Origin of the sequence: Pantoea sp. LMR881 (assembly GCF_027157825.1) — a bacterium.
Taxonomy (GTDB): Bacteria; Pseudomonadota; Gammaproteobacteria; order Enterobacterales; family Enterobacteriaceae; genus Pantoea; species Pantoea haifensis.
In genome coordinates this window covers 3,400,666-3,424,903 of record NZ_JAPVOK010000002.1, presented here as the reverse complement: position 1 = coordinate 3,424,903, position 24,238 = coordinate 3,400,666, and the positions used below count along the sequence as shown (strand labels likewise).

The window sequence follows — 24,238 nt, the reverse complement described above, 5'->3', positions numbered from 1 at the left end:
AGTTGGATAGACCTGCCTCTCCTTAACAGCATAGACAAACTACGCCTGCGGGACAGACAGATAATGCCACTCTTCATGCAGCGTGAAGTATGACGGGTATATCGCTTCAGGGCTGCTGCTGATTGATCTCTACAGCCATGTGCTGATGACCATCCCAGGGCGTGACTGCGCTCAGACCAAACCAGTCACCCGATTGCGGACTGGCACTGCCGTCACGGGAAATTCGCACCCGGACCTGCACCTGATGCTGCGCCGAAAGCAGGCGATCTTGCATCATGGCATTGCTGTCATCCAGCGTCAGCGATAACGGAAAGCGGCTTAGCGGCATACGCTTAACAGCCACAGGCACCGGTGAAACACCGTCAGAAACAGAAATATACATGACTCCGCCTTGCGGTAACATTTTTTCTGCCTGTGGAGACAAACTGATTGTCACTGCCAGCTGACTATTTTGCTGTCCTGCATCCGTTTTTGCTTGTTCAATACTGCGCGCAATCATCTGACGACGATGATCGTCAGCCGGTAACAATGCCAGCATGGTTTGCCAGGCACCGATAGCCTGATCATACTGCTGCTGTTCAAATGCATTAAAGGCCAGCAGGCTCAGGGTGCGCACATTGCTGTGATCCTCTTTCAACAGATCGCGCAGGATCAGGCTCGCCTGGCGGTTATCCTGCGGATCGCTGGAACGGGTTAACACCTCGGCATAATCCTGTTTTAACGCAAGATTATGTGGCGCTAACTGGAGTGCATGCCCGAACGCCTGGCTGGCGGTGGTGGCATTATTTAATACCATGCCGAGACGGCCCAGCATTGCCCAGTCATTTAAATTATTGGGTTCTGACTGTAGCGCGGTGCGCAGCCCCAGTTGCAGACGCGCCAGCTCTTCCATGCTTAACGGTTTCGCCTGTGGATCCATGACGCGCGCGCGCAGGGCGGGATAATCATGTTGCACCTGCATCCATCCACTCATCTGCACCAGCCCGCCGGTTTTCAGATAAGTGCCAAGCGACACCGCCAGCAGTAAAAACACGCCGGGCAACAGCACCCAACGGCTGCTGCTGTGGGACCGGGCTGCACCGTTTGGCGGAATATCGTTCAATAAGGTTTGCTGTAACTCACGCTCCATAACGGGCCGCTCAGCGACAACACCTTGCGCTTCATCCTGCGCCAGTTCATTCAGACGTTGCTGATAAAACGCCTTATTCAGCCGATCGCGATCGCCATCGCTGGCCTGACGTTGACGCCATCCGGCGCAGACAAACAACGCACACGCTGCCAGCAGCAATGCTAAAAGGGTAAACCAAAATGCACTCATTGCGGCTTCCTGTCTGACTTCAGTATCGCGTCAAGTCGCTGTTGTTCGCTGCTGTCCAGTTCACTGCGCGTTTTACGCTGACGACTGCGCAAGATGATGATCAGTCCGCCCAGCAGCACGAATAACGCAGGCCCGGCCCAGAGAATAATGGTCGACGGTGTGACAGGCGGTTCGTAGGTCACGAAGTTGCCGTAACGCGCTACCATATAATCAATAATTTGCTGGCGATTTTGCCCCTGTTTCATCAGTTCATACACTTTCATGCGCATGTCTGCCGCAATCATGGCGTTTGAATCAGCGATACTGTTGTTCTGGCATTTCGGACAGCGTAGCGAGGCGGTTAAGTTGCGATACTGCTCTTCCTGCGCCACTGAATCGAATTGATAGGTATCGATCGCGGCCCACAGGCTAACGCTAAACAGCATGCCGCAAATCAGGAGAAGAAGAGATTTCACGCGCCCGCCTCCTTACTGTATTTGATCCACAGTGGCTTCACTTCCTGCAACCAGACGCGATCGTTCATATCACCGGCATGGCGATAACGAATGATGCCTTTACCGTCAATCAGGAAAGTTTCGGGTGCGCCATACACGCCAAGATCGAGCCCCAGCATACCGTTGCCGTCGTAGAGACTGAGCGCATAAGGGTTGCCGAGCGTATTAAGCCACGTCACGGCTTTACTGCGGTCATCTTTATAATTCAGTCCAACCACACGGATACCCTGCTCCGCCAGCGTATTCAGGTATTGATGTTCTGCGCGGCAGGTCGGACACCAGGTCGCCCAGACATTTAACAGAATCGGCTTACCGTCTGTCAGCACCCGCTGATCGTAGATTTTGCCTGGTTGATCCAGGGCTTCGAGCTTAAACAGCGGCACTGGCTTGCCGATCAGCGCCGATTCGAGCCGGGTTGGATCGTCGCCCTGTGCATTTCGCGACAGTTGCCATAACAGCGCAGCTGCCAGCAGCAAAAACAGCACGAGTGGAATAAACAGGATTTTTTTATTCATGCCAGTTCCTCGCGTTGGGCTTTTTTACGCGAGCGATAGCGTGGATCAAACAAGCAGAACAGGCCGCCCACCGCCATAAAGATGCCGCCAAACCAGATCCAACGTACAAAAGGTTTGTAATAGATACGCACCGCCCACGAACCGTCATCCAGCTGTTCGCCCAGTGCTGCATAAAGATCGCGCGTGAAGCCGCCATCAATCGCCGCTTCAGTCATCATGGTACGTGCCGCGGTGTAAAACCGTTTTTCTGCCTGCAATACAGCTTCAGGCTTACCGTTGCGCGAGACATCAATAATGCCAACGCCGCCGCTATAGTTCGGGCCTTGCAGATTTTGCACGTCGCGGAACACAAAGTGATAGTTGTGAATATCAACGCTGTCACCCGCTTTCATGCGCACATCACGCTCAACGCTGTATTGCGTACTGAACGCGATACCGATCACTGTCACACCAACACCAAGATGGCCGAGCACCATGCCCCAGTGGCTGCGCGACAGGTGGCGCAAACCGCTGAAGAAAGCGTGACGGTGCGTGGCCCGTTCATGCAGCTCCATCAATGTCAGAACAATAATCCATACTGACATCAGCAGACCAACAACCGTCATCGCTTCGATACGATCCTGTAGCCAGAATGGCATAACGATGGAACAGGCCAGGGTGACGATGAGCGCCAGTGCCAGACGTTTCGCCAGCTTCTGTGGTTCATCGCGTCGCCAGCGCACCAGCGGCCCAATGCCCAGCATTAGCGCAAACGGCGCCATCAGCCAGCTAAACATCGTATTGAAAAACGGTTCGCCGACGGAAATACTGCCCAGACCGAGCTGCTTATGCACTAGCGGCAACAGCGTACCTAACAGCACCACTAACATCGCCGCAATCAGCAAGACGTTATTGCCTAACAGAAAAGATTCCCGTGACCAGGCTTCGTTCTGTACACGGCTGCGCACCTGTCCGCCTTTTACGGCGTAGAGCAGCAGCGAGCTGCCAATAACGATCACCAGGAAGGCGAGGATGAACATGCCGCGCGCCGGATCGGAAGCAAACGAGTGAACCGACACCAGCACACCCGATCGCACCAAAAATGTGCCCAGCAGGCTGAGAGAAAAGGCGGTGATCGCCAGCAGTACCGTCCAGGCTTTAAAGGTGCCGCGTTTTTCCGTCACCGCCAGTGAATGCATCAAGGCCGTACCCGCCAGCCACGGCATAAACGAAGCGTTTTCTACCGGGTCCCAGAACCACCAGCCGCCCCAGCCAAGTTCGTAATAAGCCCAGGCCGAGCCGAGCACGATACCGATGGTCAGAAATACCCAGGCTGCGGTGGTCCACGGACGTGACCAGCGCGCCCAGGCAGTGTCTAACCGTCCTGCCATCAGTGAGGCAATGGCAAAGGCAAAGGCTACTGAGAAGCCTACATAACCCATGTAAAGCAGCGGCGGATGGAAGATCAGGCCGATATCCTGCAGCATCGGATTGAGGTCACGACCATCAATCGGAAAATCGGGCAAGGTGCGGGTAAAGGGATTTGACGTCAGGATAATAAACAGCAAAAAACCAAAGTTAATCATCCCCATCACGGCTAATACGCGCGCCAGGGCATCCTGTGGCATACCGCGGCTAAACAGGGCAACGGCTAACGTCCAGGTGCTGAGCAGCAACACCCAGAGTAGCAGCGATCCCTCATGCGCCCCCCAGGTTGCCGCGATGCGGTAATAAACCGGCAGCAGCGAGTTAGAATTCGTTGCCACGTAACCGACGGTGAAATCGTTAACGACAAAGGCGTAAACCAGCGCCATAAACGCAGCCGCGATACAGGCAAATAATCCGTAAGAGAGCGGACGCGCCAGCGCCATTAACCGGCCATCCTGGCGTAATGCGCCCCACAGCGGGTAGAGACTCAGCAGCAGCGACATTGCCAACCCCAGGCAGAGCAGAAAACTTCCAATCTCTGGCATCATGACTGTTTATCCGGTTGTTGATACATCGACTGCGGACCGTTGTGATTCTTCTTCATCGCGTTTTCAATTTCGGGCGGCGTATATTTTTCATCATGCTTCGCCAGAACTTCTTTGGCATTAACCAGGTTGCCCTTTTCCAGCACGCCCTGCGCCACCACGCCCTGCCCCTCACGGAACAGATCTGGCAGGATCCCTTCAAAGCTGACGCTGACCACGCCGTTGGCGTCGTAGAGTTTAAACGAGACGGCGAGCGTTTTTGCATCACGCTTAACGCTGCCTGGCATCACCATGCCGCCAACGCGCAGGCGCTGGCCGGGTTCCGGCTTCTGATGCGTCTCGCCTTTGCCGTAAAGAATTTCGCTCGGGGTATAAAACAGGTCGATGTTTGAACGCAGCGCATACATCACCAGTGCGGTGGCAACGCCAAGCCCGACAAGAACCGCCATCACAACAATCAGGCGGTTACGACGACGAATATTCACATCACTTCTCCTGCCGCTTCACCGGCGGCTTTTTTGCTCTGTGCCGCACGGATACGGCGCTCCCTGGACTGACGCTGGCGAATTTCTGCCAGCAAACGGCGACGTAACAGCAGCGTATGCAACACTAAACCGCCTAAGGGAATGACGGTGAAGGCAACAGACAGCCAGACGTAAAAGGCATAGCCGCCCATTGCGAAGAAGTCGTGCCATGAGGCAAAAGCAGGGATCATGCGTTGCGTCCTCCGTTTGCAACACCGACCGCCCAGGGACGATGGCGTTCGGTTAGCAAAATCAGGTTACGCAAACGCATCAGCGTTAAAGTGGCGAACACCAGCAGATAACCGATAATGGCCCAGCGCAACGGCGTGCGCATCGCAGGGGCAATAGCCTGCTGGAGCATGCCCGATGAACCCTGATGCAGCGTGTTCCACCATTGCACAGAGAAATGAATAATCGGCAGGTTAACCACACCGACCAGAATCAGAATGCCGGCTGCACGTCCGGCGGTACGGCGATCGTCAAAAGCGTGATAGAGCGCAATCACCCCCATATACAGAAACAGCAGCACCAGTTCAGAGGTGAGACGAGCATCCCAAATCCACCAGGTTCCCCACATCGGTTTTCCCCAGGCGGAGCCGGTCACCAGGGCAATAAAAGTGAAAACCGCCCCAACCGGTGCCATCGCCGCTGAAACTAAATCAGCCATTTTCATCTGCCACACCAAACCGATAAAAGCGGCGATAGCCATTGAGGCATAAACCCCCATTGACCACATGGCGGCCGGAACATGGATATACATGATGCGGAAACTGTTGCCCTGCTGATAATCTGCCGGTGCATATCCGAATCCCCAAACCCAACCGAGCAGCAGTGTGGCTATTGCCGCCACGGCAAACCAGGGTATTAAGCGCCCGCATAACTGATACAGCCGCTCGGGCTTAGCCAGCTGATGTAACCATTTCCACATGATCAATTGCTCATATTAAAGATAAATGTGTTATCGACACGTCTGAAGCGTGTGCGATTTAATGCAGCGTAATGCGCAATGCAGCAGCGGTAGCAAACGGTGCCAGCGTGGCGCTTGCCACCAGCATGGCCCCGAGGATCGCCAGGTAGCCGCTAATCGGTAATCCCTGCCCTGCCGCATCAATCGCGGCGCTGGCAAAAATCAGTACCGGAATCGCCAGCGGTAACACCAACAGGCTGAGCAATACGCCTCCGCGACGTAATCCCACCGTCAGTCCCACACCGATCGCACCAAGAAAACTGAGGGTTGGTGTGCCAAGAAGCAGGGTTAACGCCATGGCAGACCAGCCTTCAAAATCGAGTGATAACAGCAGCGCCGCCAGCGGAGACAGCACGATTAACGGCAGACCGGTTACCAGCCAATGCGCAATCACTTTGCCGATCACCGTCAGCGGTAACGGCGTCGGTAGCAGCAGGAGTTGTTCCAGCGATCCATCTGTAAAGTCGTCGCGGAAGAGTCGCTCCAGGGCCAAAAGAGAGGCCAGCAGAGCCGCAACCCAGGCCACGCCCGGCGCGATTCGCGCCAGCTGCTGCGGATCGGGACCGATGCCCAACGGAAACAGCGTAATAACAATGAGGAAGAACCACAGCGGATTAATCACTTCTGCGCCGCTGCGAAAGGCAATGCGCAGCTCGCGCTGAATCAAACGGATCAACATCAGCGCAACTCCGCACCGCTCAAACGAATTTTGCGCACCCGCGCATGGCTCTCGGGTAAATCCTGATGCGTGGTAAGGATCACCGCACCGCCGTTATCGGCATGTTTGGCGAATTTCATCATTAATTTTTCAACGCCTGCTTTATCAATAGCGGTTAATGGCTCATCCAAAATCCACAGCGAAGCACGGCTCAGCCACAATCTTGCCAGTGCCACGCGTCGCTGTTGTCCTGCTGAAAGCTGCGCTACCGGCACCTCTTCATAACCAAGCAGGTCAACGCTTTCCAGCGCATCAAAGATCTGATTGTCATCGCAGCAGTGATGGTAAAAACGCAGATTTTCCAGCGGAGAAAGCACGGCTTTCACACCCGCCTGGTGGCCCAGATAGAGCATCGCCTGATGCCAGATATCGCGCTGCTGCTGAATGGGCTGCGATTGCCATCGCACCTCGCCCTCGTCAGCCCGGCTTAGCCCTGCCAGCAAACGCAACAGCGAGGTTTTACCTGCGCCATTAGGTCCTTCGATTTGCACAATATCGCCCGCCGCCACGCTGAACGTGAGCCCATGAAAAGGGTGCGCTCATCGCGAACACAAGAAAGATTAATCACTTCCAACATGAAGGGGGAATCGCACTAAATAAATGAGGCCGGGATAATACCACAATGAAGCAGTGGGCCGAAGTCTGAGCAGCGCGCCTGACTTACCTCAAAGGGCGTATTCGTGCGCATCAGATCAACAATTGCGCAAAAAAGGAACAGGGTTAAGATATTGTTACTCTTATACGCAAATATGGTTACATTTTGCCGAGATGAAAACCGACTACGCTTATAACGCAACAGCATTGTCACCAGGAGAAAATATGAAGGGTTCATCAGGCATTAATCAGGGCCACAATGATGTGGACAGCGACGAAAAAGAAGAGGGTACGGACATTGAAGTAGATGAAGAAGCCCTTCCCTCGCGTGCGGCCGCGATTCATGAAGAGATCCGTCAGGATGGCGAGAAAGAGCTGGAGCGCGACGCGATGGCCCTGTTGTGGTCGGCGATTGCCGCTGGGCTGTCAATGGGCGCTTCGCTGATGGCAAAAGGGATTTTTCAGGTTCACCTTGATGGCGTACCCGGCGCATTTTTGCTGGAGAATCTGGGTTACACCTTTGGTTTCGTCATTGTCATTATGGCGCGCCAACAGCTCTTTACTGAGAACACCGTGACCGCCGTCTTGCCGGTAATGCATAAACCCACGCTGAGTAATGCAAGTTTGCTGCTGCGATTGTGGGGCGTTGTGCTGCTCGGTAACCTGATCGGCACCGCATTAGCCGCGCTGGCTTTTGCAGAAATGCCAATCTTTGACGACGCAACGCGCCAGGCCTTTACCGCCATCAGCCAAAAAGTGATGGAAAAAACGCCAGGCGAGATGTTTGCTAATGCAGTTATTTCCGGCTGGATCATCGCCACTATGGTGTGGATGTTCCCCTATGCTGGCTCGGCTAAGCTGTTTGTTATCATCATGATGACCTGGCTGGTGGCGCTCGGCGATCTGGCGCATATCGTGGTCGGCTCCGTTGAAACGCTTTATTTGGTCTTCAGCGGCGCTATTCCCTGGCAGGAGTTTTTCTGGCCTTTCGCGCTGCCGACTCTGTTGGGCAACATTACCGGTGGCACGCTGATATTTGCGTTGATCAGTCATGCACAGATTCGCAATGATATGAGCGAAGCGGCAACCGCCAAGGCCAAAGCTGAGCAGAAGAAAGCAGAGAAAAAGCGTCAGAAAGAGCAGCAGGAAAGCTAAACTGTTGACATAATAAGCAAACGCACGGCGGCAGGGTTAAATTGGCGTATAACTGCGCTATACTGCGCGCCGACGTCCCCTTAGTTAAATGGATATAACGAGCCCCTCCTAAGGGCTAGTTGCAGGTTCGATTCCTGCAGGGGACGCCATATCTCTCCTTGTACCTGTCATCCCCTTATAATCAGCAACAGTGCCACACTGTTGACCTTTGTCATATACCCACTCTCATATGGCGGCGGCAACATCATCACATGTCAGGAGTACATTATCCGCCGCGTTGCTCCAGAGATGATATTCAGCACAACCTGTCTGACATTTTGCCATGCCACTCACTGATGATCGGATAAGTTCCGGATGTTTCCCTGTTTTCGCGACAACGCCGTTCCGTAGCCACGGTTCATGCAGTTTTGCTCTTTTTGTTATCTGCTTTATCCCTTGCTTTATTCATTTGGGATCCCGGTTCTATCAGTGATACGTTGCATTTCAGGCTGGGTCAGTAACGCATACCGGGCGATTAGCTGCTTTAGGTGCATCTTCAGTTGAGCCTGTGCGGCTGCAGGCAGAGGCTGTTCAGGCGGTACCAGCGACAAGACCCGCAATTGCTCATCAGTGGGTACTGAACGGTTAAATGACTCGATGGCGGAAAATACCGAGGTTTTCAGTTCGCTGACCGTCATGTATTTCCCTTTCTGTTCATCCAGTCCGTTCAGCCGGTTACTCAGTTGCTTTAACTTAGTCATCCCCTGATGCCAGCCGTCCATCGCCTCAAGCGGTAGGGCTGAGGCATTAAGCTGCCTTTGCCACTCCAGCACCAGTGTGGTTGTCTGCTCCGGCCATAACGACTGGGCCTGTTCTGTGAGTTTTCGGCTGTAAGTAATATTCCAGTCAGGAGGCAATTTATTGAGTCGGGCAAGCTGCTGCTGTGTTTGTGTGGTCCCCGTTTGGGGTAAGGAGGATTGCTGACGCAACATATCCAGTTGTTCAGGCGTGAGAGGTGCAGGCAAGGGTGCCAGTGAGGCGACAAGCTGAGTCTGTAGCGGGTCAGGCCGGTGAACATAGTGCCAGCTCCCTACTGCGACTGTGCTTATCACCAGCATGGTACACATCCCGGCAATGAAGAATTTCCACTTTTTTACCGGATCGGGCATTGCCGACAGCACCTCCACCTTCGGCTGCTGTTCTGGCTGAGCAACGTACACCCACTTTACTGCGCTGTCTGGCGCTCGGGTATCTTCTGTCAGACTACCAACATGGCAGCCTGTTGATATTCCCGCTCCATTCATCACGGTGGAAGAAAATACGATACCAGACTGAATGGCTGGCCCGGTGCTGGCTGTGTCATCGCTGTTTTCCAGCCGCACAGCACAGTTGTGCATCAGGATGCGCAAGATATCAAACTGGCTCAGGTGTTTAAGCTCCAGGCGCTGTAGCACCGCCCCAATGTTGTTAAGCAGTTGCTCTGCCCGATACAGCTGACCGAGGTCACTGTAATTCAGCGGGAGCGAGCGCATTCGTTGCTGCAATCGCTGGCTCAGAGTACTGAGAATTTCCATGCGGGCATGCACAGGCTGCGGCCACAGCGCGCCCCACTGATGGCTTATCAGCGCCTCCAGTATCGCCAGTCCTTCATTCAGGCCGCACAATCCGGCCAGTTGCGCACGGGCAAGCGTATACCAGGCCGCCGTCTGCAACTCCACACCGTTGTGCTCAAACAGTGAGAGACAGCGTTTTTCCACATAATGCCAGCTCACATCCGGGCGCGCCGGATGCGTCAGTTTACTCAGTTCATCACGCAGGACAGCATAATCAGGTAGCGTGCGCGGATCGCTACCTGTTTTTATTTTACGGCAGGAAATGTCATTCATGACCAGTTGTCCATAAAACGGGATGACGCAGCGCCGGAGGGTGAGTGCTTATGCGGCTTCGCTTTCTGCGTATTTAAGGAGGGACTGATACTGCAATGCTACCGGCTATGGCAGGATCGCTAAAATCAGGCCAAAAAATGTGCTTTCATCAAAACTCTGCCCCGGCCGGGATAACGCACCTGGCAGAGTAAAGGTCCTGTCGTTCACAGCATGAATAAACGCCCCAGTGAAGTCACGTGCCCTCCCTTATGAAAGGTCGCTTCCACACACCCGGTCACACCCTGGCCGTACAAAAATACCGGCACAAACTTTACGACCCGATCGTCATAATGCAGAACAAGAGCGAAAATCTTATAAGCCCCGCCCTCTACCAGCAGGTCCGTGACGGATGCAGTAAACGACTCTACATTCAGTCCGGTACCCACCAGCCACGCATCCATCTGCTCCTGAAGCTGCGTTATTCGCAGACGAAACGCTGCAATATCATCCTGACTCTTACTGACAGATGAAGCCGGAGCGGGCTGTCTGGTCTGCAGTTTTTTGAGAGACTGTGATTTAACTGACATGGTGTTATCTGGCCTTACATACGGGTTGTGGTGTCGAGATACTGCTGTTGCTTCAGGTGTCTCAACAGCACTCGTCCTTCGGGCATAAACTCTGTGCCATAGCGTACAAGGCCAACATCTTTGAGTTCTGCATCAATGGCATAGTGCAGTTCGCCGGGGACGTTCTGTTCCAGCAGGACAACGGTTATTTTTTTCAGGCGCGGTTCATATTTGAGCAGTACTGCAGACAGTGTAGACATCAGTTTGTGTGCGGTTCCTGGCAGGCCCTGCAAAATGGTGGTCATATCCGGCAACCCGTAATCGGGTAAATGCGCCAGCGTGCCGGCGCGACAGTTAAGAATGCGCTGCATGTTGTCTAGTACCGAGAGGATGACCTGGTTTTCTTCAGTGACCTGATTGAGACCAAGGCCACCGGTAAAATGACCAGTAAGCATTTCATACAGCGAAGGCGTTTGATATTCCTGGAGCATTAGTCGTCCTTGAGCGGTTGCAGCGTCAGATGATTATTACCGGCTTCCAGAATGCGCGGCTTATCCGCATCGAGGTCTTCGCGCCCTATCACCAGCTTCCAGATGTTGTTGACCATATCCGGATGACGGAACAGTCCCGCCACCGCCACAAACTGTGCATCGGTCTCCATCGGCATATTCAGGTTCGCATCTCCGCCCGGCTTCACCACCACATCACGGCTCGCCAGCAGGTCAGCTTTCAGAATGGTCTCCCCGTCTTTCAGCAACTGCTGGTAGACCGTTTTGTCGAAGGTTTTGCGGTCTTTCAGCTGATAGACACGGATAACCACTGGCTCGGACAGTGAGTTACTCTCGCGGGAATCGGTGTTTAACGCTTCACGGGCGGTGAAATCCAAGTGCAGTACCTTAATTTTTTTATAGAACACGGCGTCAAAGGCCGATTTGGTGCCGTCGGTGATGCCCTGTGTCACCCCGCAGCCGGCCAGGCTGAAAGCAAGCAGGAGTAACAGCCAGCGCGCAGCTTTAGTTAAACTTATACGTAACACGTCGGTTTCCTTGTTGTGGTATCGCAGGCTCCAGCCCAGTGTAGTAACCCAGTTCGGTCGTAAAGGAGTGAGGGATATCCTCCGGGAGGTCATCCCCCTTCACACCCAGTACGCCGTTCATGCCCAACCAGAAAGGGCCGTCGCCAAGCGGCGGAGCGGCCAGCAGGCGGGCCCGGGTAGTCAGGGTGATTTTTGCCTTAAAGCGCCAGCCGAGATAGACCCGCAGCATCACCAGAAAGTCCTGATACAGCAGGCCATCCGGTTTCCAGCCCTGCGATTCCTGTTCGTTATCGGTGGTAAGTGCAATCAGCAGCTGGCTGTTGGCATCCATCGCCTCGTCGCCAAGCGGCGTATTACCGTCCAGCAGAAAGTCGTCATCACCGTAAAAGCCCAGTGGCTGACTGACCTCGACAGGCCGCAGGCAGTATGGGTTCACCTGCACTGTGGTATCGGGAGCCAGCAGGTTCACCAGTGCCTGCATACCCTCCTGGGTTTTACCAGGCTGTTGCAGTACGCCAAGCAGCGACAGAAAACGGGATACCGGGGTGGCGATGTGTTCTGCGGTGCCCGGTATGCCCAGTCCCACCAGACCCAGCAGCGACTGTGAAATGCTGTCGGTTCCACCAGGCTCAAACGTGGCCGGATAAGAATATTTCCGCCAGATGCGGTAAAACTGCGTCAGGATGCGGTGACTGAAAATATCCAGAAAATCCTGAAGCACCTCATGCCCTTCCCGCCGCTGAGTAATGTCGTCGAGATACGCTGTCGGCAAGGGAGAATCGACACCGTACATCCCCATAAACGTGGCACGAATAACTGGCGGTTTGCTGTCATCATCCTCGTCATACTCAACGGCCTTCATTTCACTGACCGGAAACCCCATTCCCGGATGTGGGGCAAAACGTACCGGATCGTCGGCGGGATGGCTGGTTGACCCCATCAGCGGTCTGCCTGGATTCTGCTTCTCCAGCAACTGACAGAAACGATAAAAATTAATGCGGAGAAGGTCGGCTTCCAGCCGCGGGGTCAGCCGGGAATACGGCGGTTGTGCTTTTCTTCCCATTCCAGGCGCTCTCCGGTCGGTTGCAGAATAATAATCAGGCGGTTAAACAGATAGATGTCGGTGTAGAGCGCAAAGAAGCGACTCAGCATCTCGCCGAAAAGGCAGATGTCGCCGCGCCCGGCAAAGCCGCGACTGTCCAGCGTTACTTCAATCTGCACGCCACGGACCAGGTAGCCCTGTCGAAATTGCTCCGTTTCACTGTGTTTCACGTCGAGGATGGCTTCCAGGCGACGGCGGTTCATCTCGCTGTCGGTCCATTCATACAGCGCCAGGGTACCGCGCAGCACGTCGGCGTTATCCATCATCGACAGGAATCCGCTGCCGAGGTGGCTCAGCACGCGCCAGTGAAAACGGTCCTGTGCCGGCGGGTAACAGGGCAGCGTCGGCGCACACAGATTACGTACGGCGATGCTGGTCGAGGTAGTTTTCATCACCGTATCAAGCACGGTACTCTGCAGCGCACGACGGGGAAGCTGCCCATTGGTGCCGGTGAGCGTCAGAGACAGGCTTTCAACTTCCGGGACAGTATGATTATCAAACGCTTCACCGCCGAGGATAAGCCAGGTGTTATGCAGCCCGGACGGGCCGCGACGCACGCGGGTGTGGTAGTAATATTCAGGTGCTTCGTGACGCATCATCCCGCCTTTGTGGCGGAAGCTCGAAAACGGCACGTAGGTGTGCTGGCTCGATGACATCACCGAATCTACTGCGTAAATTTCGGTATGGCCATCCTGCACGCGCATCGGGCGTAGCATGTATTCGGTCTGCAGAGAATTGAGCGTCAGCGGATCGGATTCCAGCGGGAACAGGTTAATCACCGGCACGCAGTTCAGCCGCATATGCTTTTCGGTAAAGCTGAAGTCATGCTCCCACCGTTCCGCCAGTATCACGTCGATTTCAAACCAAGAGAGCTCAGCCGGAAAGACCACGGTCTCCAGCCCACGCAGGCCCGTGAACATGAATTTCTCGCGGAAGGTGAAGTACTCCAGCAGCAGTTGATATCCGCTAAAACTGCTGCTTCCCTTCGGCCACAGGTCATCGTCATCGCCAAAACCCAGCGCGGTGAAATACCCGTCGAGCGATCTTCTGTCCATGTCACCCGGCATCCGCAACCAGAGGCGCGCAGTGTTCATGCTAAAGGCTTCATGCATGGCGCAGGCCAGCGGTGCATCGGCGTTAAAATAGAACGGGATCTGACTCAGATCGACACGGCTCCAGTCGGCAAGATGACTGCAGTTGAAGCGCAGGTTAATGACCGAACGCCCGTCAGGGTCAGTCGACAGGCGGGCGTGCTCCAGCGACAACGGCTGAAGGATTATCTCTTTAGTGGTGGTGTACCGGCAGCGCGTGCCCTTTTCGCCGATCGGCCGCGAGGTCACCTCGAAGCCTTTGACGATACGCATCTGCTCTTTCATCTCGCGCCAGTCAGGGTGGAACTCCACCACTGACATCGACGGAAGGGTGCGCAGGTAGTGCGGCCACAGCAGGCTGACCAGTCCTTCGGTCAGTTCCGGCAGGTCATCATCAAGCTTCTCACGCAGCCGGCCCATCAGGAAGGCAAAGCCTTCGAACAGGCGTTCCACGTACGGATCGCGCGCCCCCGCTTTATCGAGATTGAGCATTGCCGCCTGCTCAGGGTGAGCACGGGCAAACTCTTCGCCGGCTTCCAGCAGGTAGCGCATTTCAGCGTCGTAATAACGCAGGGTCAAATCATCCATATTTATTTCTGCTTAGTAAATTGCTGCGTGTTAAACACTGAAGCAGACTCCGGGAGTCTGGCAGGAGTAATCAAATAGAAAAGAGAAGCATCAATGCCGAGTGCAAAGGGAAGGTTCTATGGCATATTTCTTTGCCATGCCAGGCATCCAGCCCGAAGGGAACCCCTGGCATTCTGTGTAACCTTTATCCATTAAAGATGTCGTGTATCTTTCTGAAAAAATCAACATTCCCGGGACAGTCACTCCTAAGATGATAAACATGGTTTTGAGTAATTTTTTACCTGAAGTAACGGTTATCTGTTTCCCGGTAAAAATAACAGGGAAGATCATCGCCAATAACGGTAAGAAAAAAGAAAAATGCAGCAGCAAAAACCATCCAAAATGAGAAATTAACGACATCGGGGTAGGAAAGGTATTCGTGCAACTTAAAAATACCGAGATATAAAATCCCGACGGAAACCACCAGGAAGAATACCATCCCGAAAAATGCAATTACTCGTTGTTTAAAAGGATACATTATCAGTATTTCATTGGAATAATTTCTTGTAGCGTTTCACGCAGGTATTTTCTGGTTTCAGCAATCACAAACTCTCTCCCGGTCCATAGCATCCCATCCAGATACATAGCTCCAGGGTCCCAGAACCCGTCCTCGATCTTGCGAGCTTTATCGACAAATTCCTGCTGCGCATTCTCAATTAATTCAACAAGCTTATCAGTGATTTTAAAGCGATCGTCCAGTACGTTCAATGCGACGCTTGCCCCGAGACCAACAAGTACGACAGCCACGAGTGGGCCAATAACAAATGGAGTCATTGTCAATAAAGCACCGGCCCCCAACTGATAGTGGAGGCAATACCGATTTTTACGAGATCTGTTGCCAGTGAGCCTATAAATTCAGCCAGACTGGTATCATCATTCATTATAAAATCAATGGTATGGTACGCGAGAGCGAAATAAAACGTTATAACCGTGCCCTCTACAATGGTACTTTTAACACCAAACTTCCCAAGCCTCAGGCTGACAATCTTGGGGTTTTTAAAAGCATATACAGGTGCGTTCAATATTTTTCGCACCCCTGAATATCCAGTAATTTTTATAAACTCCGTCCCGTTTTTATTTCACCAAAGAGGTTTATGCTGGCAGTGAAAATAATTAATTATTACCCCCACCATATAAAGTTGGCGAAAGGACATACTCGGTAGCCATTTCAGCCAGCCATTAGGGCGACCAGCAAATTTAACATAACCTTTATTCAAAAGAGTCGAATTATACGCACAGGAAAATATGATAGAACTTACGATAAAAATACCAACCAGACCTATAAATTCCCTATTTGCTTTTTTGCATTTGATAATTACCTGTTCCTCTCGGTGCCGCATAGCCAAATACCAGTATATACATGAGGAGGAGAAGAATTATCGGGATCATTAGCAGAGCGGAAACGGTTGGTGAAAAAACAATATGACTCCCAAATCCAAACAGTTCACTAAACGCATCGTTTGCAAACCACAAAAAACCGAACAATGAAACACACCAAATAATAAGTGTTCCAATAAATATGCGTTTTGGACTCATAAGTAAATTACCTGTAGGATCAGGCCAAAAAATATTTTCAACATATTGAGTCATCTAATATTCGATGTTTCATCGATATTTTCTGGGCATCTTCTGGCATTTACTGACTGCAACGCTGGGGATCTTTTACATATCTTGTTGCCATGCCAGGCATCCAGGCTTTAGGGGTCCCAGGACAGACAACATATCCTTTGTCTTCAAGCTTATTTGAAAAATAAACCTTAAATCCAATCTGAAAGGCGACAGTAGCAATGAACACTGTAATCATATAGTTATTTACATACTTTTGTATCTTAACCGAAACTCTGCGCCCTAAAAAAATAGGCCATAAGGAAAAAAAATACGACAGGGGTCAAGATAAATACAGCAGAAAACCCATAAACAAAAAAAGATGAGAATGATAATTCAGATGGAAATGCAAAATACTCTTTAAGAGTAGTTAAGGAAAGCACCCCTCCCCCAAGATCAAAGGTACATAAAGACACAGCATACCAAAAAACATTCCAACCCTGCGTTTAAATGAAAAACTCTCCATTAGAACCACTCCTTTTCAAAACTGTCTAATGATTGTCTTAAATATTTTTTCACTTCATATTCAACAACCACTTTTCCTCGGGAAAGCATACCATCAACATACATTGCGCCCAAATCCCACAAGCCTTTCTCCATTTCTTTTGCTTTCTCAACAAACTCCTGCTGCGCCGATTCAATGAGAGAAACGACTTTGTCTGTAATTTTAAACTCATCATCTAATTTATTGAGTGCCCATGCGGATAATGCACCAGCAACCAGCACTACAACTAATGGTGCTGCAATTGTTGAGAATACCCCTACAGCGTAAACACCAGCCCCCCAGGTTATTGCTGACGAAATGCCGACTTTAACCACATCTACAGCCCACTTCCCTATGAATTTCGCTAACGTAGTCTCATCATTAAAGATAAAATCAACGGAATCAGCCACAGATACATAAATCAGACCGAAAAGAAAACCTTCTTTTATAGCGTTATTCAGTCCGTACTTTCCTATTCCATACTTGATGATCTGAGGGTTTTTTGCGGCAAACAGAGGTGCATTTAATATTTTCCGGATCCCCGCATAACCACTTATTTTTATTAACTCTGTCCCCTTGTGGTTAACATATACTGTTGCAGTTATGCCAAGGCTACCTAGCTGATATAATACCTTCGAAGTGGAGTATGCGTCTTTTATACTCGTACCGTAGTTAACAACAAACTCACCGGGCTTGCTTTGGGAAACGAAGGACCACCCTGATTTATAGAATCCCATAGATGTCAAATACTCAAAAACTTCCCCAAGTGTAAGTAGCATGACGTTATGGTTATTGGCATTCAACATTACCCTCAAATTACCATCGGGAAAATCATGAGTATTTCGTAAAACTGGATAATCAGGTACAAACCCTGTCGGCTTTTGCTCACCAGTCAGGTAACCTGGCAGTTCAGGAGAAATCTGCGTCGGGGCGGCCGTAAAGCCCGCTGATGATTCTGCAGCTGAAGCCCCACTGCTCTTCTCGTACATATCATCCATCATTGACGGAATAAACTTCGCCTTACAGGGGCAGGTACTGTAGCTGTCGAGGGTTCCGGCCATTCGCCGGTCATGAATGGTATCGTTGTCGATGCCCCCGGCTATTTTGAAAAGCCCGGCATGTTTACCGCAGGTCACACTGTCCTGCTCCCGGGCAACAGGTTTATCAAACAGCGTGTGATCCTCTGCACCCGTGGTAATTTTCCCGCCACAGGTCGTTTTGTCGCCCTGCACCAGATAAAAGCCTTCTGCTGCCATATTTTTTCCCTTTAGCTGAATTTTGTCCTGGTTAACTGCAAAGCACTGCACTACTTGCCGGATCGAGTGCAATCAGACCCGCCAAAAGCTGGTCCATCTCTGGCTGTAACCGCGATTTATCGGTTTCACTGCGGGTGGCTTTCATGCGCAGCAGTCTGAGGCGACGGGATTTCACTTCAAACAACAGCGCCGGTGTCCACTGCGTGAGGGTGATGGACTGCGCAGCCCCGTCGAGTTCACCCAGCAGATGCAGCGCCAGCTCATTCCTGCCCTTCTGCTCGGCCACGCGGGCCATCAGCAGGCGCAGCAGCCATCTGTCTTTGTGGCGTCGTTGCCCGGGCGTGTCTGCAGCCAGTGGAGTGTGGCGTCCAGACCGTCACTGTCCGCTTTCTCCAGCGCCTCCGGCTCGAGGGCCAGAATATCGTTGTCACCCGTGCTGGCGGCACTGACCGGCTCATCTCGCCAGCCGGACATATCATCCAGCACGTTCTGATTTATCCAGTTCAGCGTGACCTCATCGGCAAATGGCGTACCGTCATTAAAGGCCAGGGTTTCAAGCCCGGTAAGGCGGCGCAGCAGCCCTTTCAGGTCTGCAGTGATGATGTCGGCCAGTACATCCTGCCCCGACTTAATCAGTGCCTGGTGGATATACCACTGCAAATCCAGCCAGAGGTGATTGGCACCACGCGAAAATGTGCTGTCCGCCTGCTCCAATATTTCCAGCCAGCTCTGTTGCAGGTACAGGCGTTTAAGCATGGCCCGCTGGTCAGTCCGCGGCGGTTCAATGCGCGTTTTCCCTTCGGCATCCGGTGCCGGGATAGCGATCAGCGTGTCATGGCGCAGACTTTTCATCAACCGATGAGCCGCAAGCCAGCCATCGGGTTGTTCACGCAAATACCCCGTCAGGGTGCGGGCCTGGGCCAGTAAATCCTGACCGGAGGTGATGCGGCTGAGCATCGGCGTATCAGACTCCGCTGTGTGAGAGGAAGACGACGCGCGCGTCTGGCTGCTGGCATTCTGCGGAACCACCGCATCCATGCCCCCGCCTTTCATCAGGCGGGACTCCAGAGCACTGTATAGCGCATTGAGCTCCGGCCGTGACGCCTCCGGCTCTGTCTCCAGACTGTCACAGATGAGCAGCAGCGCCCCGGCGGTACGCTGTACATCCTCGCGTACGACCTCCGGATACAGTGACAGACTGTTCAGGACACGGGTACCGGCGAGCCATTCCAGCGCGGCTTTGCGGCTGCGGTCCCGCTGTGGGTGAAGCTGCATGCCGTAGCGCCGCAGTAATCCCGCCAGCAGTTCAAGCCCTTCGGCGAAGCCGGCTTCGCCATCCTGATGCAGGCGCGCCCAGCAGTAATAAGTCGCAACCCGGATATCTTTGGCCGCAGTGGTCAGCAGCTTTTCTGCAAGCGTGCAAATCAGCCCGGTATCAATGCCCGAGAGTTTATTGACCTCCTCCCGGATACGCTGAAAATCATCATCATAGCTGGGGTCTTCTCCGGTCGGACTGGTATCATTTACCGGGGCAAGCCAAGGCTGCCAGCTTTCCGTGCGGGGCTGCGCTTGTTTTCTGAGCAGGGATTGATCCGCCTGACAGGCGGTAACCAGATTCTGCAAAATGCTCATTATTCGGTCCCGTCCATGCCACTGTTTCCGGTGTTGGCCATTAATGCCTGCGCCGTGGCCACTCTGTCGACGCTGAAAATCTGTTCCGGCAGCGTGAAGCCTCGCAGTGCCAGTAACGCCAGTGGACCGCTTCCCAGCTGTGAGCGCAGTACCCACTGCAGGGTGCGACCATCCGGAGCGGTGAAGCTCATCATCCACTGGCTGCGATCAAGCTGCTGGCGCTTGCCCTGGTCCAGCCAGCGAATGAAGCCCCAGGTTCCGCTGTAATCCCCGAACAGGCGCGCACCGGCGTTGACTGTGGTCCAGGTCAGCATCGTCCCCGGCTTGTAAGTGTCTCCCGGCCAGCGGAAGCTCTGCCAGTCGGTCATCTGATTGAAGTAGTGCAGCGGCTGGCCATCAATGGTCAGCTGGGTTTCTACCACCTGCGGTACAGGACGCGCCTGCAGCTCAAAGCTGATGCCCTGACTGCCATCGGTAAACAGGATGTCCGACAGCTGGCTCAGCTGGTTAATGGCCCGCAGGAAGGCCGGGTTAAAGGTCAGCCCCTGGCTGTTGGCCTTATCTGGTACCCACTGGCTGCCCTCTTTATGCAGCACACCGCTGAGTTCAGTAGCCAGGAAGCGTTCAGTACGCCCGCTGTCCTTACGTATAAATTCGGCCAGCATTGGCAAGGAGGCATCACTCTTGCTCGCAGCAAACGGGAAGCGCCCGTCAAATGCTGTGTGCCAGTCCGCCACAACTGAGCGGCTCCATTTGTCATTCAGACTTGCTGCCGACGGCTGAAGCACGGTCTCCCAGGCCTGTGTTAATGGCTGCACAAACATCGTGCTGCCAAAACCGCTCCACTCTTCGCCAAGGCTTGCCGAAATGAGGCTACCGTACTGCTGGGTGTCGGTCAGGTCCAGACTTTTGCCCTGAAATACGGTCTGCGCCAGGGTCTGCATCATCTCCTGCGGATCGGAGGCGCTGGCCACCTGTTGCAGGCGCAGACGCACACGGGTGATACGGGTCAGATACGTCTGCAGGCTCAGGGAGTTATCCGCCGACATGACGTTGCTGCCTTTGTTTTTACCCAGAAGTTGAAGCAGCGGACCAAAGGTTTCATCCAGTGGCCCCTGCGGGCCGGAGGCAGACTGGTCAATCGCAGGTTTGTCCTGTCCGCCTACAAGGTCTTTAGCCGATTTGATGAGGGAATCCGAAAGACTTTCGCTTTGCTGGCCGGTCTGTCCCTGCCAGGCAAGGCTATTCATCAGGGCAATCAGTGGCGACTGTCGGACATCGCTCATCAGTGTCAGTTGGTCGGTAACGTCCGCAATGTTGTTCGCAGGATTCCAGTGCAGACTGTTAAGGAAGCTCAGCCAACTACCGGCAAAGTCGGTGAAATAACGCTGGGTGAGGCGTGCTTTGAGCGATTCCGGCGACAGGTCGGCTGATACTGCTTTGTGAGAATCGCTCAGCACCCAGTCAATTTCATCCCGGCGGAAGTTTGCGGCCCTTTCGATAGCCTGCTGAATGCCGCCTTCCCAGGCCTGACGGGTGAACATGCCCGGCACCACCTCCTCAGTGGTAAACAGGCGGCGCGCATCAGTACCGCTGATCATGTCTTCCAGAGACACATCGGCAAAGTTACGACGCACGGATTTGAGCATGTTCTCATACAGGGTGCTTTCAGCGTTCCGCCGCCCAATTTGCTGCAACAGCACCTGGCGGCTCAGGCTGACCAGCTGCGCATCCTGGGTGATTTTCCACTGTGGCTGCTTTTGCAGCTCTGTGATATAGAAGGCCCACAGATCCGGTGACAGGCTTTCCCACAGGCCGGTGGAAATACCCATCCGCGTCGGCTGCACGGTTTTCATGGTCTGCGCGTAATACGTGCCGTCGGCTTTATCCGGACGAGCCATCATCAGCCAGGCTTTCAGCTGGTCATAGCCCGTCTTAGCCAGTTGTATCCGCTGGTCGCTGGCGGGTGCGGAGGCTACCAGCGCGCTGAGTTTCTGTATCAGGGCGGCATTCGCCGGGTCGCGTATCAGGCGGTTGTTTGCCGCGCCGTACCAGGGCTGCATCGCATCGAGCAGTTGCTGGTTATGGTTCAGACCAAAACGCTGATACCAGGGCGCGCCTTCCTGGATACGGTGCTGCAGTCGACCGGCATCATTACGCAGAGTATGCAGGGCCGTCAGCTGGTAATCCGATACGGAAGGACGCTTCACCAGGGCATGAGCATGCTGTGCAACAGAGACAATCTGCATGCGGTTGACCACAAACGACAGCAGCGTTCCCGCCCCCAGACACCAATAATGGCTATCAGTGTCCAGGCAAGCGTCTGTTCCCACGCCATACCGACACGGCGGCCACGCACGCGGGTACAGTCATCAACGATCCCCTGCCACGTCACCGGCAGCGTCAGCGCATGGCGTTGTGATTCCGGGATATATTTCTCAGCGTCGGCAGGTGCAGCACCGGCCGTCCCTCCTGTAATAGCGGCGGGTTTATTCTCCGGCAGGCTGAACATCAGACCACGCAGCGGAACGCGCTGCTGGGAGGCAGCCAGCCATGGCACCAGTTGCTGAGTCCAGCGGGCGATACCGCTGTCTATGAGGTGCTGGCCCAGGCGCAGCAGGAAGTCGTGGCTATTGTTCTCGGCGACCTGACTCACCCCCTGCGCCCGCAGGGCCGGCAGCATCAGCTCAAGCTGACGGATAATATCATCTTCTTTAGCACGCAGTGGAAAGCTTGCCCCCACCGACTGCTCAGGACGTGTGGCCTGCGACCACCTGCTGTCGCACAGCTGCCATAGCCAGACCGGGGCGGAATAACGGAGCAGTTCGCTGATTTTTTCCAGCCCGCGTAAATCGTTGTCACTGGTTCGTGGGGTCAGATTAAGCGACTGTGGCATGACGCGAACAATGCCGTCCAGTGGACGCCCGCGGCGCAGTTTACGCAGCGCGATATATTTTTCCTTATCGGGTTCAACAGTCAGACTGCCGCCGTAAATCAGAACGGTACGGTTGCCTTCAAGCCACTGGCTTTCCTGCAGGCCGGGTACCAGTAGTTCGATTGCCGCCTCATCGCCAGCGATTAACAACAGACGGGTTTTACGACGCCAGTAAAGACCAATACGGGAGCGGAGATGCCCCCGTATCTTGTCACACATGGCCACCGCAGGGTGAACAGGTGCTTTATCATTTTCCCGTTTCTTTTTCTCATCATCACCGTTTGTATTGTCGAGAAGCGCATCAAACTCCTGCTTACCGGCATTACGTACCGCCGCCAGGAGCACCACTGATACGATAAGGGCACATCCTGAAATACATCCGCCGGCGATAAGCCAGTAAATTTGTTGCTGGCTACCGTCTTGAATTCCGGCAAAATCCGGATGCTCCCAGACCATGAACGTCATAACGGCTAACAGCAAAAAGAAAATCAATGCGACAGCAAGATAGCGGCCTTCCGTAGTCTTCGGTGCTAAAGGTAGCTTCACGGATCCATCTCCTGTCGGGAAGCAATCGGGGTAATGAGCGTGCTCCACAGCACATTCTGTGTGGTATCACCGCAGATAATCATCTGTGGTAACTGTGTTTGTCGGGCGATTTCAGTGGCGGCAGCGATAGCAAGCCAGGGAGCTGCGGCTCCAGCATGCCCCATGGATGTATCGAGCGAAATGACGGCTTCGTCCTCTACAGACTGCGCAGGATGTGAATTCTGACACGCGATCACTTCTGCGCGCTGCTCACCCGTCAACCCGGCAAGCCATAAATTTTTCACGATATTTTCTTTGAGCGGGACGTTATAGGCAGCCATGTTCATTCCCTCAATCAGTTCACCTGATGGAGCAGCATCTGGCCGGTGCAGCAACGCGAGAGGTTCGAACGCCTCCTGTGTCAGGCGGTTGCCAAGAAGCAGAGCAACGGCAGCTTCAGCAGTATTGTTTGAAACAACCGGATCAATCTGTAGACCAACAATCAATAACATCGCTTCATCTTTAATGCGGTGATCCAGCCAGTGGTTGACTATCGCCGGCCCATCGCTGTCTATATACTCAACAGCGCAGGTTATGCCACTCTCCTGCCAGGCTTCCCGCCAGATATCCCAAACAGCAGGGATTGACAGAGATGACGAGACATCGAGGATGACAGCAAGCGAGGCGTTGTCCGGAAACTGGTCAACTGGCAGATCAGCAATGAGTTCTGAGAACAGATGTGAGGCGAACAATTCAGGAGTATCTTCTGGCTCTGCCGTGATGCGGCTCAGCCTCCTGCTTTTTTCGTCTTTCCAGTCCGACTGCGAAACGATAATGCTGTGGTTATTGAGCATTTCAACTGCAACAGAAGATTGTTCATCTTCCAGATGGGCAGTAATAAATGTCGTATTCAATACCTGAAGCGCACGGCGTGCTTTACGGGTTTCACTTAAGATCCAATGCTCCCGACGCCGATCAAAACCATTCGCTTTACTGTCCTGTAATGACCAGGCCCACATGCGAATAATGAAACTCACAATCCATACAACGACAGGCGTGCCAATGGCAATTAACCAAAAGTGCCTGGTATCAATGTAGCGTCCGAATATACGCATGAGGATCACGCTAATGATCAACATTGCCGCCAAGACAGCAAACCAACGCGAGGTTTTTAGTGGTACTTGCCGTGGATAACATTTAGGAAGATCTTTCAGGGAATAGGACATTCACACTCTCATGCTTCAAAATTTCCAAATATTAACTAAGGCTAGTTATTATCAAATGAAATACACTCAAGC

The 24,238-nt window shown here is 53.3% G+C and carries 20 protein-coding genes, 1 tRNA gene and 3 pseudogenes; 2 read left to right on the top strand and 22 right to left on the bottom strand.

The features are described from left to right. Positions 1-106: 106 nt before the first annotated feature. The 9 genes and pseudogenes from ccmI to ccmA all read right to left on the bottom strand — a co-directional run bounded on the left by ccmI (position 107) and on the right by ccmA (position 7,065). Positions 107-1,318, bottom strand: coding sequence for a c-type cytochrome biogenesis protein CcmI (gene ccmI, locus O3W44_RS18000; RefSeq protein ID WP_269294118.1), 1,212 nt, complete (start codon positions 1,316-1,318; stop codon positions 107-109). Beyond that, entirely contained in the window at positions 1,315-1,773 is a 459-nt protein-coding gene (locus O3W44_RS17995; RefSeq protein WP_269294117.1) for a cytochrome c-type biogenesis protein, read from the bottom strand. The genes ccmI and O3W44_RS17995 overlap by 4 nt, the downstream gene beginning before the upstream one ends. Beyond that, positions 1,770-2,327, bottom strand: a complete 558-nt coding sequence (locus tag O3W44_RS17990; protein ID WP_269294116.1) for a DsbE family thiol:disulfide interchange protein — start codon at positions 2,325-2,327, stop codon at positions 1,770-1,772. The genes O3W44_RS17995 and O3W44_RS17990 overlap by 4 nt, the downstream gene beginning before the upstream one ends. Beyond that, positions 2,324-4,282 carry a heme lyase CcmF/NrfE family subunit gene (locus tag O3W44_RS17985; protein ID WP_269294115.1) on the bottom strand — a complete coding sequence of 653 codons (1,959 nt, stop codon included), beginning with the start codon at positions 4,280-4,282 and terminating at the stop codon, positions 2,324-2,326. Before O3W44_RS17985 ends, O3W44_RS17990 begins: the two co-directional genes overlap by 4 nt. Then, a complete protein-coding gene (gene ccmE, locus O3W44_RS17980; protein ID WP_269294114.1) occupies positions 4,279-4,764 on the bottom strand; it encodes a cytochrome c maturation protein CcmE in 486 nt (161 codons plus the stop codon). The genes O3W44_RS17985 and ccmE overlap by 4 nt, the downstream gene beginning before the upstream one ends. Further along, positions 4,761-4,994 (bottom strand): heme exporter protein CcmD, encoded by a 234-nt coding sequence (ccmD, locus tag O3W44_RS17975; protein WP_269294113.1) that lies wholly within the window; start codon positions 4,992-4,994, stop codon positions 4,761-4,763. The genes ccmE and ccmD overlap by 4 nt, the downstream gene beginning before the upstream one ends. Further along, on the bottom strand, positions 4,991-5,731 hold the full coding sequence (locus O3W44_RS17970) for a heme ABC transporter permease (protein ID WP_269294112.1): 741 nt from the start codon (positions 5,729-5,731) through the stop codon (positions 4,991-4,993). Before O3W44_RS17970 ends, ccmD begins: the two co-directional genes overlap by 4 nt. 58 nt (positions 5,732-5,789) lie before the next feature. Beyond that, entirely contained in the window at positions 5,790-6,449 is a 660-nt protein-coding gene (gene ccmB, locus O3W44_RS17965; protein ID WP_269294111.1) for a heme exporter protein CcmB, read from the bottom strand. Next, positions 6,449-7,065, bottom strand: a pseudogene (ccmA, locus tag O3W44_RS17960) (cytochrome c biogenesis heme-transporting ATPase CcmA). The gene ccmB and the pseudogene ccmA overlap by 1 nt, the downstream one beginning before the upstream one ends. Positions 7,066-7,307: 242 nt before the next feature. Here ccmA and O3W44_RS17955 point away from each other — a divergent pair. Continuing rightward, a complete protein-coding gene (locus O3W44_RS17955; RefSeq protein WP_269294110.1) occupies positions 7,308-8,237 on the top strand; it encodes a formate/nitrite transporter family protein in 930 nt (309 codons plus the stop codon). Between the two features lie 74 nt (positions 8,238-8,311). Then, positions 8,312-8,386 (top strand) — tRNA-Arg (locus O3W44_RS17950). Positions 8,387-8,677: 291 nt separating this feature from the next. On the opposite strand, the gene O3W44_RS17945 is transcribed toward O3W44_RS17950, so the two are convergent. From O3W44_RS17945 to O3W44_RS17885, 13 genes and pseudogenes are all read right to left on the bottom strand, one after another. Next, a complete protein-coding gene (locus O3W44_RS17945) occupies positions 8,678-10,102 on the bottom strand; it encodes a VasL domain-containing protein (protein ID WP_269294109.1) in 1,425 nt (474 codons plus the stop codon). A 203-nt stretch (positions 10,103-10,305) separates the two neighbouring features. Then, the gene (locus O3W44_RS17940) at positions 10,306-10,668 is read right to left on the bottom strand and encodes a hypothetical protein (RefSeq protein WP_269294108.1); all 363 of its coding nucleotides are present in this window, start codon (positions 10,666-10,668) and stop codon (positions 10,306-10,308) included. A gap of 14 nt (positions 10,669-10,682) precedes the next feature. Next, positions 10,683-11,138, bottom strand: coding sequence for a type VI secretion system baseplate subunit TssE (gene tssE, locus O3W44_RS17935; protein WP_269294107.1), 456 nt, complete (start codon positions 11,136-11,138; stop codon positions 10,683-10,685). Next, positions 11,138-11,683, bottom strand: coding sequence for a type VI secretion system lipoprotein TssJ (tssJ, locus tag O3W44_RS17930; protein ID WP_269294106.1), 546 nt, complete (start codon positions 11,681-11,683; stop codon positions 11,138-11,140). The genes tssE and tssJ overlap by 1 nt, the downstream gene beginning before the upstream one ends. Beyond that, on the bottom strand, positions 11,661-12,746 hold the full coding sequence (gene tssG / locus O3W44_RS17925) for a type VI secretion system baseplate subunit TssG (protein WP_269294105.1): 1,086 nt from the start codon (positions 12,744-12,746) through the stop codon (positions 11,661-11,663). Before tssG ends, tssJ begins: the two co-directional genes overlap by 23 nt. Further along, the gene (gene tssF / locus O3W44_RS17920; protein WP_269294104.1) at positions 12,710-14,464 is read right to left on the bottom strand and encodes a type VI secretion system baseplate subunit TssF; all 1,755 of its coding nucleotides are present in this window, start codon (positions 14,462-14,464) and stop codon (positions 12,710-12,712) included. The genes tssG and tssF overlap by 37 nt, the downstream gene beginning before the upstream one ends. Before the next feature lie 90 nt (positions 14,465-14,554). Then, positions 14,555-14,833: a hypothetical protein gene (locus O3W44_RS17915; protein WP_269294103.1), complete on the bottom strand. Its 279-nt coding sequence runs from the start codon at positions 14,831-14,833 to the stop codon at positions 14,555-14,557. A 150-nt stretch (positions 14,834-14,983) separates the two neighbouring features. Next, a complete protein-coding gene (locus O3W44_RS17910; RefSeq protein ID WP_269294102.1) occupies positions 14,984-15,283 on the bottom strand; it encodes a hypothetical protein in 300 nt (99 codons plus the stop codon). A gap of 856 nt (positions 15,284-16,139) precedes the next feature. Further along, positions 16,140-16,388, bottom strand: a complete 249-nt coding sequence (locus O3W44_RS17905; protein ID WP_269294481.1) for a DUF1240 domain-containing protein — start codon at positions 16,386-16,388, stop codon at positions 16,140-16,142. A 185-nt stretch (positions 16,389-16,573) separates the two neighbouring features. Further along, positions 16,574-17,848 (bottom strand): PAAR domain-containing protein, encoded by a 1,275-nt coding sequence (locus tag O3W44_RS17900; RefSeq protein WP_269294101.1) that lies wholly within the window; start codon positions 17,846-17,848, stop codon positions 16,574-16,576. 31 nt (positions 17,849-17,879) lie between these two features. Next, positions 17,880-19,480 (bottom strand): annotated as a pseudogene (gene tssA / locus O3W44_RS17895) (type VI secretion system protein TssA). Next, positions 19,480-22,961: pseudogene (locus O3W44_RS17890) on the bottom strand (ImcF-related family protein). The pseudogenes tssA and O3W44_RS17890 overlap by 1 nt, the downstream one beginning before the upstream one ends. After that, complete coding sequence (locus O3W44_RS17885; RefSeq protein WP_269294100.1) at positions 22,958-24,166, bottom strand: hypothetical protein; 1,209 nt, start codon at positions 24,164-24,166, stop codon at positions 22,958-22,960. Before O3W44_RS17885 ends, O3W44_RS17890 begins: the two are co-directional and overlap by 4 nt. Positions 24,167-24,238: the final 72 nt, after the last annotated feature.

Coding starts and splice junctions, on each gene's coding strand:
- O3W44_RS17990 (WP_269294116.1), bottom strand. CDS start 2,327: ATGAATAAAAAAATCCTGTTTATTCCACTCGTGCTGTTTTTGCTGCTG.
- O3W44_RS17970 (WP_269294112.1), bottom strand. CDS start 5,731: ATGTGGAAATGGTTACATCAGCTGGCTAAGCCCGAGCGGCTGTATCAG.
- O3W44_RS17885 (WP_269294100.1), bottom strand. CDS start 24,166: ATGTCCTATTCCCTGAAAGATCTTCCTAAATGTTATCCACGGCAAGTA.
- O3W44_RS17945 (WP_269294109.1), bottom strand. CDS start 10,102: ATGAATGACATTTCCTGCCGTAAAATAAAAACAGGTAGCGATCCGCGC.
- O3W44_RS17940 (WP_269294108.1), bottom strand. CDS start 10,668: ATGTCAGTTAAATCACAGTCTCTCAAAAAACTGCAGACCAGACAGCCC.
- O3W44_RS17955 (WP_269294110.1), top strand. CDS start 7,308: ATGAAGGGTTCATCAGGCATTAATCAGGGCCACAATGATGTGGACAGC.
- O3W44_RS17985 (WP_269294115.1), bottom strand. CDS start 4,282: ATGATGCCAGAGATTGGAAGTTTTCTGCTCTGCCTGGGGTTGGCAATG.
- O3W44_RS17900 (WP_269294101.1), bottom strand. CDS start 17,848: ATGGCAGCAGAAGGCTTTTATCTGGTGCAGGGCGACAAAACGACCTGT.
- ccmB (WP_269294111.1), bottom strand. CDS start 6,449: ATGTTGATCCGTTTGATTCAGCGCGAGCTGCGCATTGCCTTTCGCAGC.
- tssE (WP_269294107.1), bottom strand. CDS start 11,138: ATGCTCCAGGAATATCAAACGCCTTCGCTGTATGAAATGCTTACTGGT.
- tssF (WP_269294104.1), bottom strand. CDS start 14,464: ATGGATGATTTGACCCTGCGTTATTACGACGCTGAAATGCGCTACCTG.
- tssG (WP_269294105.1), bottom strand. CDS start 12,746: ATGGGAAGAAAAGCACAACCGCCGTATTCCCGGCTGACCCCGCGGCTG.
- ccmD (WP_269294113.1), bottom strand. CDS start 4,994: ATGATCCCTGCTTTTGCCTCATGGCACGACTTCTTCGCAATGGGCGGC.
- ccmI (WP_269294118.1), bottom strand. CDS start 1,318: ATGAGTGCATTTTGGTTTACCCTTTTAGCATTGCTGCTGGCAGCGTGT.